Annotated in this window: 13 protein-coding genes; 8 read left to right on the top strand and 5 right to left on the bottom strand. The window is 61.8% G+C overall.

Annotated elements, in window-relative coordinates; all coding sequences use genetic code 11:
- Window positions 1–12: 12 nt before the first annotated feature.
- Entirely contained in the window at window positions 13–630 is a 618-nt protein-coding gene (locus ACP7BS_RS05600; protein ID WP_426228805.1) for an HAD family hydrolase, read from the bottom strand.
- Window positions 631–640: 10 nt separating this feature from the next.
- A complete protein-coding gene (gene mutY / locus ACP7BS_RS05595; RefSeq protein ID WP_426236813.1) occupies window positions 641–1,741 on the bottom strand; it encodes an A/G-specific adenine glycosylase in 1,101 nt (366 codons plus the stop codon).
- Window positions 1,742–1,838: 97 nt separating this feature from the next.
- Here mutY and ACP7BS_RS05590 point away from each other — a divergent pair, with 97 nt between their 5' ends.
- The 4 genes from ACP7BS_RS05590 to smc all read left to right on the top strand — a co-directional run bounded on the left by ACP7BS_RS05590 (window position 1,839) and on the right by smc (window position 7,643).
- Window positions 1,839–2,345, top strand: a complete 507-nt coding sequence (locus ACP7BS_RS05590; RefSeq protein ID WP_113318421.1) for a DUF721 domain-containing protein — start codon at window positions 1,839–1,841, stop codon at window positions 2,343–2,345.
- Window positions 2,346–2,468: 123 nt separating this feature from the next.
- The gene (locus tag ACP7BS_RS05585; protein WP_426236811.1) at window positions 2,469–3,395 is read left to right on the top strand and encodes a DsbA family protein; all 927 of its coding nucleotides are present in this window, start codon (window positions 2,469–2,471) and stop codon (window positions 3,393–3,395) included.
- A 224-nt stretch (window positions 3,396–3,619) separates the two neighbouring features.
- Window positions 3,620–3,991 carry an endonuclease domain-containing protein gene (locus ACP7BS_RS05580; RefSeq protein WP_426236809.1) on the top strand — a complete coding sequence of 124 codons (372 nt, stop codon included), beginning with the start codon at window positions 3,620–3,622 and terminating at the stop codon, window positions 3,989–3,991.
- 187 nt (window positions 3,992–4,178) lie between these two features.
- Window positions 4,179–7,643: a chromosome segregation protein SMC gene (gene smc / locus ACP7BS_RS05575; RefSeq protein ID WP_426236807.1), complete on the top strand. Its 3,465-nt coding sequence runs from the start codon at window positions 4,179–4,181 to the stop codon at window positions 7,641–7,643.
- Window positions 7,644–7,646: 3 nt separating this feature from the next.
- Here smc and ACP7BS_RS05570 read toward each other — a convergent pair whose 3' ends face one another.
- A complete protein-coding gene (locus ACP7BS_RS05570; RefSeq protein ID WP_426236805.1) occupies window positions 7,647–9,446 on the bottom strand; it encodes a caspase family protein in 1,800 nt (599 codons plus the stop codon).
- A gap of 270 nt (window positions 9,447–9,716) precedes the next feature.
- Between ACP7BS_RS05570 and ACP7BS_RS05565 the strand changes: the two genes are divergently transcribed.
- The 4 genes from ACP7BS_RS05565 (at window position 9,717) to ACP7BS_RS05550 (ending at window position 14,666) form a co-directional block, all read left to right on the top strand.
- Window positions 9,717–11,339: a diguanylate cyclase domain-containing protein gene (locus ACP7BS_RS05565; RefSeq protein ID WP_426236802.1), complete on the top strand. Its 1,623-nt coding sequence runs from the start codon at window positions 9,717–9,719 to the stop codon at window positions 11,337–11,339.
- A gap of 134 nt (window positions 11,340–11,473) precedes the next feature.
- Complete coding sequence (ppdK, locus tag ACP7BS_RS05560) at window positions 11,474–14,140, top strand: pyruvate, phosphate dikinase (protein ID WP_426236800.1); 2,667 nt, start codon at window positions 11,474–11,476, stop codon at window positions 14,138–14,140.
- A gap of 82 nt (window positions 14,141–14,222) precedes the next feature.
- The gene (locus ACP7BS_RS05555) at window positions 14,223–14,465 is read left to right on the top strand and encodes a DUF1902 domain-containing protein (protein ID WP_426236798.1); all 243 of its coding nucleotides are present in this window, start codon (window positions 14,223–14,225) and stop codon (window positions 14,463–14,465) included.
- A 6-nt stretch (window positions 14,466–14,471) separates the two neighbouring features.
- Window positions 14,472–14,666: a type II toxin-antitoxin system HicA family toxin gene (locus ACP7BS_RS05550; protein WP_426236796.1), complete on the top strand. Its 195-nt coding sequence runs from the start codon at window positions 14,472–14,474 to the stop codon at window positions 14,664–14,666.
- A 42-nt stretch (window positions 14,667–14,708) separates the two neighbouring features.
- Here the strand turns inward: ACP7BS_RS05550 and ACP7BS_RS05545 are convergent, their stop codons facing one another.
- Both ACP7BS_RS05545 and ACP7BS_RS05540 read right to left on the bottom strand, forming a co-directional pair.
- Entirely contained in the window at window positions 14,709–15,551 is an 843-nt protein-coding gene (locus tag ACP7BS_RS05545; protein WP_426236794.1) for an alpha/beta fold hydrolase, read from the bottom strand.
- Between the two features lie 146 nt (window positions 15,552–15,697).
- A complete protein-coding gene (locus tag ACP7BS_RS05540) occupies window positions 15,698–15,949 on the bottom strand; it encodes a hypothetical protein (RefSeq protein WP_426228796.1) in 252 nt (83 codons plus the stop codon).
- Window positions 15,950–15,969 lie beyond the last annotated feature (20 nt).

Genomic DNA, 15,969 nt, shown 5'->3' with positions numbered 1-15,969 from the left:
TGGTTTCCATCGTCATACTGCAAGCCCATAAGCCGAGAGGTCGGATTGCAGCGTCTGCGGATCGGTGAAGTGAACGGCATGCCATCCGGCCGCGCGAGCACCTTCGACATTGGGCATGCTGTCATCGATGAACAGCGTTGCCGCAGGATCAAGACCGAACGCCTTCGTATGCGTCTGATAGATCGCCACGTCCGGCTTGATCAGACGGATGTCGCCCGACACCGTCACGCCGCGCGGCAGGGTGAGAAACGGGAACAGTTTCTGCGCTTCCTTGAATGTGTCGGAGGCGAAATTGGTCAGCATGGTGACGTCATAGCCCTTGGCGATCAGGCTTTCCATGATCGAGACGCATTCGACATAGGCATGCGGCACCATCTCGTGCCAGTATTTGCGAAAGGCCCGGATGCTGTCGGCATGATCAGGATGCTGCGCGATCAAAAGCTCTTCCGCCTCGCGCCAATCGCGGCCGCGATCCTGCTCGATGTTCCAGTCATGGGTGCAGACATTGGCGAAGAACCACTTGCGCTCCGCATCGTCGGGAATAATTCGTGAGAACGGGATATGCGGATCGTAATGGATCAGCACCCTGCCGATGTCGAAGACGATGTGGCGGATTTCGACGCTGCTCATCGGGTATTCCTCAGTTTCCAAGGCTGTCCGGACCGTCTTTGAAAGCGTCCGGTATAGCCTGGGCGATTGCTTTTTTCATGACGGTCGGCAGCGCCTGGGCCCGAAGTGAGGCAAGCGGTTCCCACCAGCCGTTTCCTGTTTTGTTCTGGGTGCCGACCTTGGCCCGATAGATCGACAAGCGCAACTCAAAATGCGTGAAAACATGAGAGATTGTCCCGCAGGGTTCCCATGGCGCGGCGAAAGGCTGGGCGGAAATCGTATTGTCGCCGTCGACGCGCGAGGTCCAGGGCGTGCCCGGAACCTCCGTCATGCCGCCGAGCAGCCCGGTGTCGCCGCGCTTTTGCAGATAGACCGCCCCATCGATGCCGCTGGCGACGAAGGCGGCGCCAACCCGCAGCGGTTTTTCCTTTTTCGGCGCTTTGCGCGGAAAGGTCTCGGGATCGGCCCTTTTCAAGGCCAGACAGTTTTCGTTCAGCGGACAGAGCGCACAGGCCGGCCGTTTCGGCGTGCAGATCGTCGCGCCGAGATCCATCATCCCTTGCGCGAAATCGCCGGGCCGGTCCGCCGGCGTCATCTCGGCCACCAGCGCCCGCATTTGCGGCTTTGCTGATGGAAGCGGCGTCTCGATCGCGTGCAACCGCGAAATCACCCGCTCGACATTGCCGTCCAAGACGGCGCTTTGCCGGTTGAAGGCGATGGCGGAGACGGCTGCGGCTGTATAGTCGCCGATCCCCGGCAGCGCCTTCAATCCGTCCTCGGTGTCGGGAAAGATACCGGAATGCTCGCGCGCCACCGCCTCGGCGCATTTCTTCAGGTTTCTCGCGCGGGCATAGTAGCCAAGGCCCGCCCACGCCTTCATCACTTCCTCGGTATCGGCAGACGCAAGGTCGGTCACCTTCGGCCAGAGCGCCAGGAATTTGTGGAAATAGGGTTTGACCGCCTGCACGGTGGTCTGCTGCAGCATCACTTCCGACAGCCAGACGTGATAGGGGTCTGCGACCACGCCATCGCGTGCCATCGGCGGCGACACCCGCCAGGGCAGGTCGCGATGGTGCCGGTCGTACCAGGAGAGAAGCCGTTTGGCCGTATTGGCCGCATCGGCCGATTTCATTGTCTGCTGCATCATTTGCCGGAAGGTTGATTGGCTCCTATACTTGGCGGAGTGTTCGCCATCCTTCAAGGCGGATTCGCAACCCGAAAGATATCTGTTGAAACAACCTTATACCCGCAAGGGCGGCCGTCAGATCAGCGAGATCGCCAATGGCATGATCGATCCGGTGCTTGCCAAGCGGGCCGGTATCAACACGCTGTTGCTCGGTTCCTGGGATGAGATCGCCGGCGAGGACTTTGCCGATTGCACCCGGCCGGAAAAGATCGCCTGGCCGCGCCGCGCCTCGGAAATGACCGGCGAGGGCGGCTACCAGCCGGGTGTGCTGACCATTGCCTGCGAAGGCGCGCGCGCCCTGTTCCTCACCCATGCGCAGGGCGAACTGATCCAGCGGATTAACGGTTTCTTCGGTTTTCCGGCGATCAACCAGATGCGCATCGTGCAGAAACCGGTCTCTGCCCCGCCAAAACCCTATCGCAAACCCAGACCGCTGACCGGCGAGCGGGCGCGGCATCTTGAGACGCTGGTCGATGGCATCGAAAACGATGCCCTGAAGGCGGCGCTGACGCGGCTTGGCACGGCGGTGCTTGCGCCGCGAAAAAAATGAATGCGACCATCAGCCGGTCACAATTGTTTGAACGTTGGTGAGCAACAGCCCCTTGTCGCCTTGAACAAGGCAAGTTATCGAATTTTCGACCGTTTTCGTTTATCCCCTTACACAGGTGAAACCATGTCCCTTTCTGAACTGAGCCCTTTCAAGCGCCTCCTGAGCGGCGTTGCCGTGGCTGCCATCGCTGTGACGCTCGCCGCCTGCAGCGACGAGAAGAAGGATGCGGCTGCAAACGCGCCTGCGACGGAAAGCACCGGCACGGCCGCCAAGACCGAAGTCAAGCCGGTTGATGGCGGCTCGATGATGTCGTCAACGTCTGCGATGAAGCCGGCCGAGGGTGGCTCGATGATGGCTGCCAACACAGCCAAGCCGGTGGATGGCACGACGACATCCTCCACCATGTCTTCGGCTGCAACGCCGGCAACGGCGCAGGCCGGCCAGACGCAGGTGGCGCAGGCCGCAGCGCCCGCAGCCAAGGTCGAGGTTCCGCAGTCGGAAGGCGAAGTCGATATTGCCAAGCTGATGGCGCCAGGCCCGCTGCCGGAAATGTCGGTCGGCAAGGCCGACGCCAAGGTGACGATCGTCGAATACATGTCGATGACCTGCCCGCATTGCGCCCGTTTCCACAACGAAACCTATGATGCCATCAAGACCAAGTATGTCGATAGCGGCCAGGTCCGCTTCGTCTTGCGCGAATTCCCGTTCGATCCGCGTGCGGCCGCCGCCTTCATGCTGGCGCGCTGCGCCCCGGAAGGCCAGTATTTCCCGATGATCTCGATGCTGTTCAAGCAGCAGGAAACCTGGGCTGCGGCGCCGAACGGCCGCGATGCGCTGCTGCAGATGTCGAAACTCGCCGGTTTTACACAGGAGAGCTTCGAGGCCTGCTTGACGAACCAGAAACTTCTGGATGATGTGCAGGCAACGATGCAGAAGGGCGACAAGGATTTCGGCGTCAAGGCCACCCCCACCTTCTTCGTCAATGGCAAGAAGTATTCCGGAGAAATGTCGGTTGACACCATGTCGGCCCTTATCGACTCGATGCTCTGATCCCCAGCGTTTGGACAAAACGGCCAGCGGGCGCCTCAGTGCGCCCGTTTTTTATGGTCCGGATGTGCGGAGAATTACCCGCCTCTGTCACTTCGTGACATCTCCCGCTCAAGGGGGGAGATCATTCTTTTCCCTTGTTGCCTCTTTCGTAAGTCGAGCAAAATGCCCGCGGCCGATCTCCCCCCTTGAGGGGGAGATGTCACGGAGTGACAGAGGGGGGTATCTTGCCCCATTCTGAAGTTAAACCCGTTCTGCGAAAAAATGCCCGAACGATGCGCAGGTCCATGACCGACGCAGAGTTGAAGCTCTGGAATGAGCTTCGTGCGCATCGTCTGATGGGGCTGGGTTTCCGGCGCCAGTTACCGATCGGCGGCTATATCGTCGATTTCGCTTGCCCTGAACACAAGATCGTTGTGGAGCTCGACGGGTCGCAGCACGCAAATGGCGACGCTGTGGATTACGACAAGCAACGGAGTGCTCGTCTCGAGCAGAATGGTTGGACTGTTCTGCGGTTCTGGAACGACGATGTCCTTCGCGACATCGACAATGTTTGCCAGCATATTGTTCGTATTGTCGGAGTGGGGGCGTTCAAGTGACGAGGATGCCGCATACCCCCCTCTGTCACTCCGTGACATCTCCCCCTCAAGGGGGGAGATCATTCTTTTCCCTTGATGCCTCTTTCGTAAGTCGTGAAAAATGCTTGTGGCTGATCTCCCCCCTTGAGGGGGAGATGTCACGGAGTGACAGAGGGGGGGCTCTTGCCTCAAATGCGAGGCAAGCCGCATGAAATTCACCAAACTGCGCCTTCTCGGCTTCAAGTCCTTCGTCGAGCCCTCCGAATTCGTCATCGAGCGCGGGCTGACCGGTGTTGTCGGGCCGAATGGCTGTGGCAAGTCCAATCTGGTCGAAGCGCTGCGCTGGGTGATGGGGGAGAATTCCTACAAGAACATGCGGGCGTCCGGCATGGACGACGTGATCTTTTCCGGCTCCGGCAATCGTCCAGCCCGCAACACGGCGGAAGTCGGCCTCTATCTCGACAATTCCGATCGCACCGCGCCCGCCGCCTTCAACGATAGCGACGAGATCCAGGTGACGCGGCGGATCGAGCGGGAGAACGGCTCGGTCTACCGGATCAACGGCAAGGAAGCCCGCGCCAAGGATGTGCAGCTTCTGTTCGCCGATGCCTCGACCGGCGCGCGTTCGCCCTCGATGGTGGGCCAAGGCCGGATCGGCGAGCTGATTGCCGCCAAGCCGCAGGCACGGCGCCAGCTGCTCGAAGAGGCCGCCGGCATTTCCGGGCTGCATTCGCGCCGCCATGAGGCCGAGCTGCGGCTGAAAGGGGCGGAAACCAATCTTGAGCGGCTGGAGGATGTGACCTCGCAGCTCGAAAGCCAGATCGAAAGCCTGAAACGCCAGTCGCGCCAGGCCAATCGCTTCAAGATGCTGTCGGCCGATATCCGCCGCCACGAGGCGATGCTTCTGCATATCCGCTGGGTCCAGGCCAAGCAAGCCGAGGGCGAAGCCGACAGCCAGCTGAACCAGGCGACCTCGCTGGTGGCCGAAAAGGCGCAGGCGCAGATGGAGGCGGCCAAAGCGCAGGCGGTTGCCAGCCTGAAACTGCCGGAATTGCGCGAAGGCGAAGCCAGGGCGGCAGCCGCCTTGCAGCGCCTGCAGATCGCCAAGTCGCAGCTGGAGGAAGACGCCGGCCGCATTCTGCGCCGCCGCGACGAGTTGCAGCGCCGCCTGTCGCAGCTGCGCGAGGATATTGTTCGCGAGGAGCGGATGGTGGCCGACAATGCCGGTATTCTGTCCCGTCTGGACGAAGAAGAGAGCGAGCTTGCCGATATGCTGGCCGAAGCCGGCGAGCGGGCCGAGGAAGCCCGCGAGCGGCTTGCCGATGCAAGCGAGAGATTGTCCGAAAGCGAACGCCAGCTTGGCCTGCTGACGGCTGAAAAGGCCGAGGCCCAGGCGTCGCGCAACCAGCTTGACAAGACCATCCGCGATCTGAGCGAGCGGCAGGCGCGTCTTGCCCGTCAGCTGTCCGACCAGAACCGCGATCTCGACGAACTCGACCGGCAGATTAAAACGCTGCCGGATCCGGCCGAAAAGCAGGAAGAGGTCGAGGCTGCCGAATCCGCGCTTGAGCAGGCGGAAAATGCCGTTGCCGATATCGAAGAGGCGCTGGCTGTTGCCCGGCAAGCCGAAGTCGCGGCCCGCCCTTCCGTCGATGCCGCCCGCTCAAGGGTCAACGGCATCGAGACCGAAGCCCGCACCATCCGGCGCATGCTGGATGCGTCGGCCGTGCAGGGGGCAGCGCCGCCCGTCGTTGATGACATGAAGGTCGATCGCGGTTTCGAGACGGCGCTTGGCGCCGCACTTGGCGAAGATCTGGAATCGCCGCTCGACCCCGGTGCGCCCGCCCATTGGCGTGCGCCCGGCAATGCCTCGGATGATCCGCAATTGCCGGGTGATGCCATTCCTCTGACGCAACACGTGCGTGCGCCAAAAACGCTGGATCGCGGCCTGCGCCAGATCGGCATCGTTGAAAACGACGCCACGGCAGAGCGCCTGCTGCCGCTGTTGAAGGCGGGACAAAGGCTGGTGACGCGCGACGGGGCCGTCTGGCGCTGGGACGGTCATGTCACCGGTGCGGATGCGCCAAGTGCCGCAGCGCTGCGTCTGGCCCAGAAGAACCGCCTTGCCGAACTCGAAGGCGAACTCACGGATGCCCGCGATCAGCTGGCCGCGCGCGAAGCCGAGCTTGCCGCCGCTGCGGCTCGCATCCGCACTGAAGACGAACGCCTGCGGCTGTCGCGCGAGACCCAGCGCATGGTGGCGCGCAAGCTCGCCGAAGCCCGCGATGCGCTGGCGCAAGCCGAGCGTGCATCCGGCGATCTCGTCCGCCGCCGCGCCGTTCTTTCCGAAACCTCGAGCCAGCTGGCGCTGCAGGTCGAGGAAATCGGCGAGCAGATGGAAGCCGGCCGCGAGGCGCTGGAAAATGCCCCAGACGTTGCCGGGCTGGAGCAGAAACTCAACAGCCAGATGACCACGGTTGCCACAGACCGGGCGCTGGTCGCCGAAGCCCGTGCCATCAATGATGGCCTTGCCCGCGAAAACGAAGCCCGCGAACGCCGCATTCGCGCCATCGCGGCGGAGCGGCAGACCTGGAACTCCAGGGCGGCGAGCGCGCAGGAACATATCGAGACCCTGCGCGAGCGCGAAAGCGAAGCCCGCGAGGAAGTCGAGGAACTGCTTGAAGCCCCCGACGAATTCGACGAGAAGCGCCGGGCGCTGATGAGCGAACTGTCGAAGGCCGAGGAGGCGCGCCGCCAGGCAGCGGACGTGCTGACCGTCGCCGAGACGCGCCAGCGCGATGCCGACCGGATCGCCGTCACCGCCTTGTCGGAACTGGCAGAGACCCGCGAAAAGCGCGGCCGCGCCGAGGAACGGCTTGTTTCCGCCCGCGAAAAGCGGATCGAGAGCGAAGCCCGTATCCGCGAGGTGCTCAACTGCGCCCCGCACGAGGTGATGCGGCTGACCGGCCTTGCCGTCGATGCCGAGCTTCCGGATGTCCGCCAGATCGAGCGCGAACTCGACCGCCTGAAGATCGAGCGCGAGCGGCTGGGCGCCGTCAACCTGCGGGCCGAGGAAGAGCAGAAGGAACTGTCCGACAAGCTCGACGCTATGCTGAAGGAGCGCGAGGACATCATCGACGCGATCCGCAAGCTGCGCTCGGCGATCCAGAACCTCAACCGCGAAGGCCGCGAACGGCTCTTGGCCGCATTCGATGTCGTCAACGTCCAGTTCCAGCGGCTGTTTACCCACCTGTTCGGCGGCGGCACGGCCGAGCTGCAGCTGATCGAGAGCGACGATCCGCTCGACGCCGGCCTTGAAATCCTCGCCCGTCCGCCGGGTAAGAAGCCGCAGACGATGACGCTTTTGTCCGGTGGCGAACAGGCGCTGACGGCGATGGCGCTGATCTTTGCGGTCTTCCTCACCAATCCGGCGCCGATCTGCGTGCTCGACGAAGTCGATGCGCCGCTCGACGACCACAATGTCGAGCGTTACTGCAACCTGATGGACGAAATGGCCGCCTCGACCGAGACGCGCTTCGTCATCATCACCCACAACCCGATCACCATGGCCCGCATGAACCGCCTGTTCGGCGTCACCATGGCCGAACAGGGCGTCTCCCAGCTCGTCTCCGTCGATCTGCAGACGGCCGAGCAGTTGCGTGAAGCGGTGTAGTTCTCACTGCAATTCCATGACAAAGGAATAGCCCCCGTCGCTTTCCCCCATATCATCCCAGGTATCGACATATTGTGTCTTGGTATCCGCTTTTCCCTGCTTGTGGGCATAGTACATGGCATAATCATCGCCGGGTTTATTTTCGTTCGGCATGTTCGTGTACCACTTCGAATATGTCATCGGTTCGCCATTCTCCCATTTCCAGCCGCCGCGTGGTTCCTTGCCCGACGGATCCTGGATGAGGCCAATCCAAGCGCCCATCTTGTAGGACACAGGCCCTTTCGGGTCGTAGCCCATCAGGAACAGTCGCGGGTCCTTGTTGAGAAGGGATGCGATGAAGCTGTTTTCCGCTTCCGAGGTGATTGTCGCGAGATAGCCGCCGCAGCGTTTCGAAATCGATGCTGCAGATTTCCGTGTGATGAGGCCGGCGCGCATGAGGACGTAGAGATGTCCGTCGAAGGAGCCGTAGATCCTTTCATAATAGGGACTGCAGGCAACCGCTTTCAGAACGCGCGGATCGGTTTCGAGGCCTTCGAAATCCTTTGGATTATAGACACGTGCCAGCGGCGAGGAATAAAGGCCGTTTCCATAGGCTTGCACCGCCATTCCGAGGCTTTTGGCTGTCTGCTCGTCGAAATAGCCGGAATTGCCGATGCCTATAAACTTTTGATAGTCGGCGAGCGCCCGCCGGGTCTGCTGGCCGAAAGCGCCGTCCGGCTGGCCGGCCGCAAAACCCCGGCCGATCAACGCCACCTGGATATCGTGCCGCTGGGTCTTGCTCAGTCCCAGCCCGGTTTCCCGCGTTTCAGCGTTTGCGCCGCTGCCCAGTGCCGGGTTTGGTTGCAGCTGGTTCAAGATCTGCCGCGCCAGTATCGCCTGCTCGCCCGTCTGGTGTTGCCCGAGGAAAAGCGTACAGATGCGCGGTGTATTGATCCGCAATGCCTTGCGAAAATCCGCCTCCACCACGATCGTCTTCTGATCGATCGCCGGCGTATCGACCCGCGATTGCTCCACCTCCGGCAAAGAAGGATCGAAATAGAATTCCAAGGCCAGCGACGACAGGATCTGCGGCGATTGTTTGCCATCCGTCGCCTTTCGAACGTCGCGGATGACCCGCTTGAAGGCGGTGCCGATTTCAAGGCCGGGGCCTGCGAGATGGCTGATCAGGGCCGTGGTGAAGGGCGAATTCTTGCCGCTGCCGTCTGATGCGACCTGCCCGGGTGCCGCAGCGAACGCAACCATGGTGCCGGCGCTGTCTGTTTCGACCGGCGCCAGTCCGCGGGTCGCGATGCTTCTGGTGGCGCCTTCGATCTCCTGGTTGAGACGGTTGGCGAGCGGATTGTTGCGGCATGCATCCACGAAGACGAGAGCGATCTTCGCTTTTTTCTCAATGGCTTCGATGACGTCCGCAAGCGCCAGCGTCTCGGCTGCGACATCGAATTCGCTGGCCAGCCGCGCATCCGTGGCGACCAGATAGTTTTCGCCGCGAAGCTGCATGCCGTGACCGGCGAAATAAAACAGCGCCGTGTCGTCCTTGCCTACCTTGCGGACAAAGCGCGACATCGCTTCGGCCAGGTGACTGCGATCCGCATCGGTCACCACATCGGCCTCAAACCCCCGGGCTGACAGAAACGCTCCGAAATCGCGCGCATCGCTGACTGCGTTGGGCAAAGTGCCGGCGGCCTCGTATTGGCCGTTGCCGATGACGAGTGCGAGCCGTTTTCCCGTCTCCGCTGCGGTTGCGCCGAGCGGCGCGGCAAAAGCAAAAACCAGCAAATACAGCCACAGCAGGCACAGTCTCATCGTGATCACTCCCCGGCTGTCACAGATTGGCACGCGTGGTGTGGAGGAAGAATTCGACGCACTCAGCGGGGAGGCGGTTGTCAGCCTCGATATATCCCCGCTTGGTCATAAATATTAGCATTGGTTAAGTGATGCGCAAAGATGGTAGAGAGGCTGCTCGGCCACAATCCATTGGCGTGCCAGGCCGGTAAGGATATCTTTCATATCTGGGCGCACACTTTCGCCTATAGCCTTTAAAGTGCGGCGCCGGGCCGCCGGAGGGTATGAAGCTTGACGGATTTCACGGGCGCAGATGCATTGCTGCTGTTGGGAGCCGCTCCCGTGGCGTCGCTGTGCGTCAATGCGGGCGGTATCATCGTCTTCGCCAATGAGGCCGTGACGGCGATGTCCGGTGGCGGCTCGGCTCTGGTGAGAACCCCGGTGTCGCGGCTCCTGCCGGAATGGCACGGTGTCTCGAACGCGTCCGCCAACTCTTTCCGCCGCGAAACGCTGCTTCTGCGCGGCGATGGCAGTGTCATTCCCGTAGAACTCTCCGTCGTGCGGTTCGGCGATGGTTTGACGGGTGTCGTCATCCGCGATCTCATCGATGAACGTTCGATGGAATCGATGCGGCTTGAGCTTGAGCGGCAGAATGATGAGGCACTGTTGGAGGCGAGGGCAGCCCACCGGCGCCTCGGTTTTTTCATCGACATGCTGCCGCAGGCAGCCTGCGTGTTCGATGCCGAGGATCGCTACATCCTCTGGAACGAGAAATATGCAGCGCTTTATCCTGAGATCGCGGACCATCTGCGCCCCGGAATGCCGTTCCGCGAGATTCTCGAGATCAGCCTGGCCAGTGGCGAAATGCCCGAACTGGTCACGGATCCGCAACACTGGATCGAGGAACGGATGAAGAAGCATCGGCTCCCCGTCTCGCAGGAAGAGCAGATGCTGCGGGACGGGCGCTGGCTGCGCCACGACGATCGCCGGACGCCCGACGGCGGCGCCATCGGCATGCGCATCGATATAACCGATCTCAAGCGCCGCGAGGAATCGTTCCGGCTGCTGTTCGATGCCAATCCGATGCCGATGATGGTCTGCGATGCCGTGACGCTGGACATCCTGGCGGTCAACAACGCGGCGGTGCGGCTCTACGGCTTTCCTGCCGAAGCGATGCGGCAAAAGAGCGTTACCGATTTTCATGCGGGCGGCGAAGGCGAGCGGCTGGGCACCATGCTGCGGGGGCTGGAAGGGGATTGCGAGGCGCGCACCGTCTGGCACCAGAAGGCGGCAGACGGAGCGGAACATCATGTGCTGATCTATGTGCGGATCATCCACGAGGGACCGTCGCGGCGGTTGCTTCTGACGATCGCCGATGTCAGCGACCGCATCCGCGCCGAGGCCCACGCCACCCATCTGGCCCATCACGATCCGCTGACAGGGCTGCCGAACCGCATGCAGTTTCGCCAGAAGCTTGAATCCGCGCTGGAAAAGGCGGCGCGCGACGGACAGGAACTGGCGGTACACTACCTCGATCTCGACGGCTTCAAGCCGGTCAACGACACGTTTGGCCATGCCGCCGGCGACATGCTGTTGAAGCAGGTTGCCGAACGGCTGAAATCGGTCCTGGTGAACGGCGATCTGGTGGCACGGCTCGGCGGCGATGAATTTGCCATTCTTCAGCATGCCTCCGCGTCGGCGGTGGCCGATATCGCCGACCGCTGCATTCTGGCGCTTGGAAAACCGTTTGGGATCGCCAATAGTCAGATCGGCATCAGCGTCAGCATCGGCATTGCAGTGTCTCCCGAAAATGGTTTCGACCCCGATGAGTTGATGAGTGCCGCCGACACGGCCCTCTATCAGGCAAAGGCCTCCGGCAAGAGCACCTGGCGCCGCAGCCGCACGGCTGATTGACCCTCAATTTCCTTTTTTGTGACAGGTTTGGCTGTGATTTTGCTGCAACGCAGCATAATTCCGCCCCCGGTGCATTTTAAAGCCGAAAAGGATACTGTAACCTCCGGCGGGAGCCGTATGGGTGGAGAAATGGCATGACGAAGTGGGTTTATACCTTCGGTGGGGGAGAAGCCGAGGGAAATGCGGGCGATCGTGATCTCCTGGGCGGCAAGGGCGCCAATCTGGCGGAGATGTGCAATCTCGGCCTGCCGGTGCCGCCCGGCCTGACGATCATCACCGAAGCCTGCGGCAAATATTATGCCGATGGCCGCCGCATTCCCGATGAATTGAAGGCGCAGGTCTCGGCCGGTCTTGAGAAGATGCAGGCGATCACCGGCCGCGTGTTCGGCGATACCGAGCGTCCTCTGCTGCTGTCGGTGCGCTCCGGTGCCCGGGCCTCGATGCCGGGGATGATGGATACCGTGCTCAACCTCGGTCTCAATGACGCAACCGTGCAGGCGCTCGGCCATGATGCCGGCGACGCCCGGTTCGCCTGGGACAGCTACCGCCGATTCATCCAGATGTATGCCGATGTGGTCATGGGGCTCGACCACGAGGTTTTCGAGGAAATTCTCGAAGATGAAAAGGGCCGTCTCGGCCATGAGCAGGATACCGAGCTTTCCGCCGTCGAATGGCAGCATATCATTTCGCTCTACAAGCGGGTGATCGAGGAGGAACTCGGCAACGCCTTTCCGCAGGACCCGGAAGTGCAGCTCTGGGGGGCGATCGGCGCCGTCTTTTCCAGCTGGATGAACCCGCGCGCCATCACCTACCGCCATCTGCACAATATCCCCGCCGCCTGGGGCACCGCCGTCAACGTCCAGGCCATGGTGTTCGGCAATCTCGGTAATACGTCCGCCACCGGCGTTGCCTTCACCCGCAATCCTTCGACCGGCGAGAACGAGCTTTACGGCGAATTCCTCGTCAATGCGCAGGGCGAGGATGTCGTTGCCGGGATCCGCACGCCGCAGAATATCACCGAGGCCGCCCGCATCGCGTCGGGTTCCGACAAGCCGTCGCTGGAAAAGCTGATGCCGGAGGCGTTTGAGGAATTCCAGGCGATCTGCAACCGGCTGGAAGGCCATTACCGCGACATGCAGGACCTCGAATTCACCATCGAACGCGGAACGCTCTGGATGCTGCAGACCCGGTCCGGCAAGCGCACCGCCAAGGCAGCGCTGCGGATTGCGGTCGACATGGCCGAAGGCGGCACGATCACCAAAGATCAGGCCGTCACCCGTATCGATCCGGCCTCCCTCGACCAGCTGCTGCACCCGACGATCGACCCGCGCGCCCGCCGCGATATCATCGGCTCGGGCCTGCCGGCCTCGCCGGGCGCTGCGACCGGCGAGATCGTCTTCACCTCCGAAGAGGCGGTACTGGCCGAAAAGGAAGGCCGCAAGGTCATTCTGGTCCGGGTCGAGACCAGCCCGGAAGATATTCACGGCATGCACGCGGCCGAAGGCATTCTCACCTGTCGCGGCGGCATGACCAGCCATGCGGCCGTGGTCGCGCGCGGCATGGGCATCCCTTGCGTCTCCGGTGCCGGCAACCTGCGCGTCGATGCCCGCAACGAACTGCTGATCTGCGCCGGCATGACGCTGAACAAAGGCGACGTGATCACCATCGACGGTTCGTCCGGCCAGGTGCTGAAGGGCGAAATCCCGATGCTGCAGCCGGAACTGTCGGGTGATTTTGGCAAGATCATGGCCTGGGCCGATGCCAGCCGCCGCATGACCGTGCGCACCAATGCCGAGACCCCGGCCGATGCGCGGGCGGCCCGTTCCTTCGGTGCCGAGGGTATCGGTCTCTGCCGCACCGAGCACATGTTCTTCGAGGGCGAGCGCATCAATGTCATGCGCGAAATGATCCTGGCGGCAGACGAGGCCGGACGGCGGCTCTCGCTTGCCAAGCTCCTGCCGATGCAGCGTTCCGATTTTACCGAACTGTTCTCGATCATGCACGGCCTGCCGGTGACGATCCGCCTGCTCGATCCGCCGCTGCACGAATTCCTGCCGAAGACCGACGAGGAGATCGCCGATGTCGCGGCCGTGCTCGGCATGAATCCGGCCGACCTGCGCCAGCGCGTCGATGCGCTGCACGAGTTCAACCCGATGCTCGGCCATCGCGGCTGCCGGCTGGCGATTTCCTATCCGGAAATCTGCGAGATGCAGGCCCGCGCCATCTTCGAGGCCGCGGTCGAGGCCGCCCGCGAAACCGGCGCTCCCGTCGTCCCCGAAATCATGGTGCCGCTGGTCGGGCTGAAATCCGAGCTCGACTATGTCAAGGCCTGCATCGACGCGGTGGCGAAGGAAGTCATCGGCGAGGCCGGCATCGAGATCGAGTATCTGGTCGGCACGATGATCGAGCTGCCGCGCGCCGCTCTTCGCGCCCATGTGATTGCCGAGAGCGCCGATTTCTTCTCCTTCGGCACCAACGACCTGACGCAGACCACCTTCGGCATCTCGCGCGATGATGCGGCCCAGTTCCTCAATACCTATATCCAGAAAGGCATCGTCGAGAAGGACCCGTTCGTCTCGCTCGATTTCGATGGGGTCGGCGAACTCATCCAGATCGCCGCCGAACGCGGCCGCCGCACCAAGAACGGCCTGAAACTCGGCATCTGCGGCGAACACGGCGGCGATCCCGCATCCATCCGCTTCTGCGAGGAAACCGGCCTCGACTACGTTTCCTGCTCGCCCTTCCGCGTGCCGATCGCACGGTTGGCTGCCGCCCAGGCAGCGATTAATGGCAAGGGGTGAGGGGACTGAAAATTGACACGGGAAACGCTATATCTTACCTGTCGATGCTGATATCGGCGTTCAACTTTTCAGGGAGACTTTCGTGAAGCATGTCTCAATCATCGTTCGCGCCCTGTGGGACGACGAGGCTGGCGTATGGGTGGCGACCAGCACGGACATTGACGGTCTCGCCGTTGAAGCGGATACGATGGAACTTCTGGAGCCGAAGATTTTGGCGGCGATTTCCGATCTTCTCGAACTCAACGACATATCTTCGGACTTGCGTGAAATTCCCGTTCACATCATGTCCGAGCACCTGACCAGAGTTGCGAACCCACATTTCTGATCAACGATGTCCAGCTATCTGCGTGATCTCAAGGAGCTGTTGGCCAAGGCCGGGTGTCATTATGTGAGGCCGGGCAAGGGGGATCATGAAATCTGGTTCAGTCCTGTTTCACAGCGGCATTTTACCGTCGATCACGGTGTGAAATCACGTCATACCGCCAACGAGACGCTGAAGCAGGCCGGCTTGCCGAAGGCTTTCTAAGCTCCGGACAATCGACGCCGGCCTGATAGCTGTTATGGGTCCCTACTTGTCGATGAAATCCCGTACCGCCTTGTTGTACCCTTGCGGGTCCTGCAGCATGGCGAAATGGCTGGCGTCCTTGAGGATGATCAGTTCAGCCCCCGGGATGGTCTTGGCCAGATAGTCGGTATGGTCGCGGCTGATCGCTTCGTCATGGTCGCCGAGAACGATGGCGGTCGGCGTGGTGATTTTCTTCAGATCGCCGTCGCTCCAGTTCGGCTGGCTTGCCCACATGCCGCTGATCTGGGTGACGAAGGCATTGTATTCGGTGGGGGTCGGCGAAATCTTCTTGTAAACCTCGCCGGCCTTCTCGATGTAGCTGGCGAAAGTGTTGTTTTCCATCACCGTCGGGATCACGCCATCGACCTTGGAATTGGCGGCCTGGGCAAACAGTCTGGTCAACCGTTCCGGGTGATGGATGGCGATGTCGAGGCCGATAATGCCACCGTCGCTCCAGCCGACGATCGCCGTCTTGTCGATCTTCAGATAGTCGAGCAGAGCCAGATAGTCCGACGACATCAGGTCGTAGCTATAGGGCTCGGCATTGCGGGTCGAGCGGCCATGGCCACGGCTTTCGGCGACGATGACGGTGTGATCCCTGGAAAGATCGGTCACCTGGGCGCCCCAGACATCGGCATAGCCAAGGCCGCCATGGATCAGGAGAACCGGCGGGCCGGAGCCGTAGACGGCATAATACATGTTGATGCCGTTGACCGGGGCGGTGCCGGTCTTGTCCGCTTTCGGCAGGGGCACGGGGTCGGGCAGTTGCTGCCATCGCTCGATGGCCAGGGCCGGCATGGCGGAAAGAAGGAAGAGGGCGCAGAGTATTTTCAGCACGGCTTTCATGGAAAAATCTCCCGATCGGTTACACGCACATCATAGGTGCCAATCGGCTTTGCCAAAGCAAAAGCCTGCGCCATTTGGCACCGGATAGGGAATTTTCTTGCAAGCAGCCTTGCCGTTACCGGCGATATCGGCGTTACGTGAGAGTATTACCGGACGATGACCGGCCGGTTCCAGCCCCACAGCATTGGGTCGTTGTCATATCGGAGCGAACGCGACTCGGCACGGCGGTCGAGATCGATGCGCTGCAGGCAGGTGGCAAGCGCATCGGTGCCACGGCGAAAACCGTAGGACAGGCAAGTTTTCTCGTCTGCGGCACGGCGTTCCTGCGGCGTCAACGTGGTGCAACCGCCAAGGATTGCGCCAAGGGCGATAAGCGGCAGGACCGTCCGGATATGCATGCTGAGACCTTGAATCGATT

The sequence above is a fragment of the Pararhizobium sp. DWP1-1-3 genome, from assembly GCF_049896125.1.
GTDB lineage: Bacteria > Pseudomonadota > Alphaproteobacteria > Rhizobiales > Rhizobiaceae > Pararhizobium.
The sequence above is the reverse complement of the archived record's forward strand: the minus strand, read 5'-3'. Positions and strand labels throughout refer to the sequence as shown.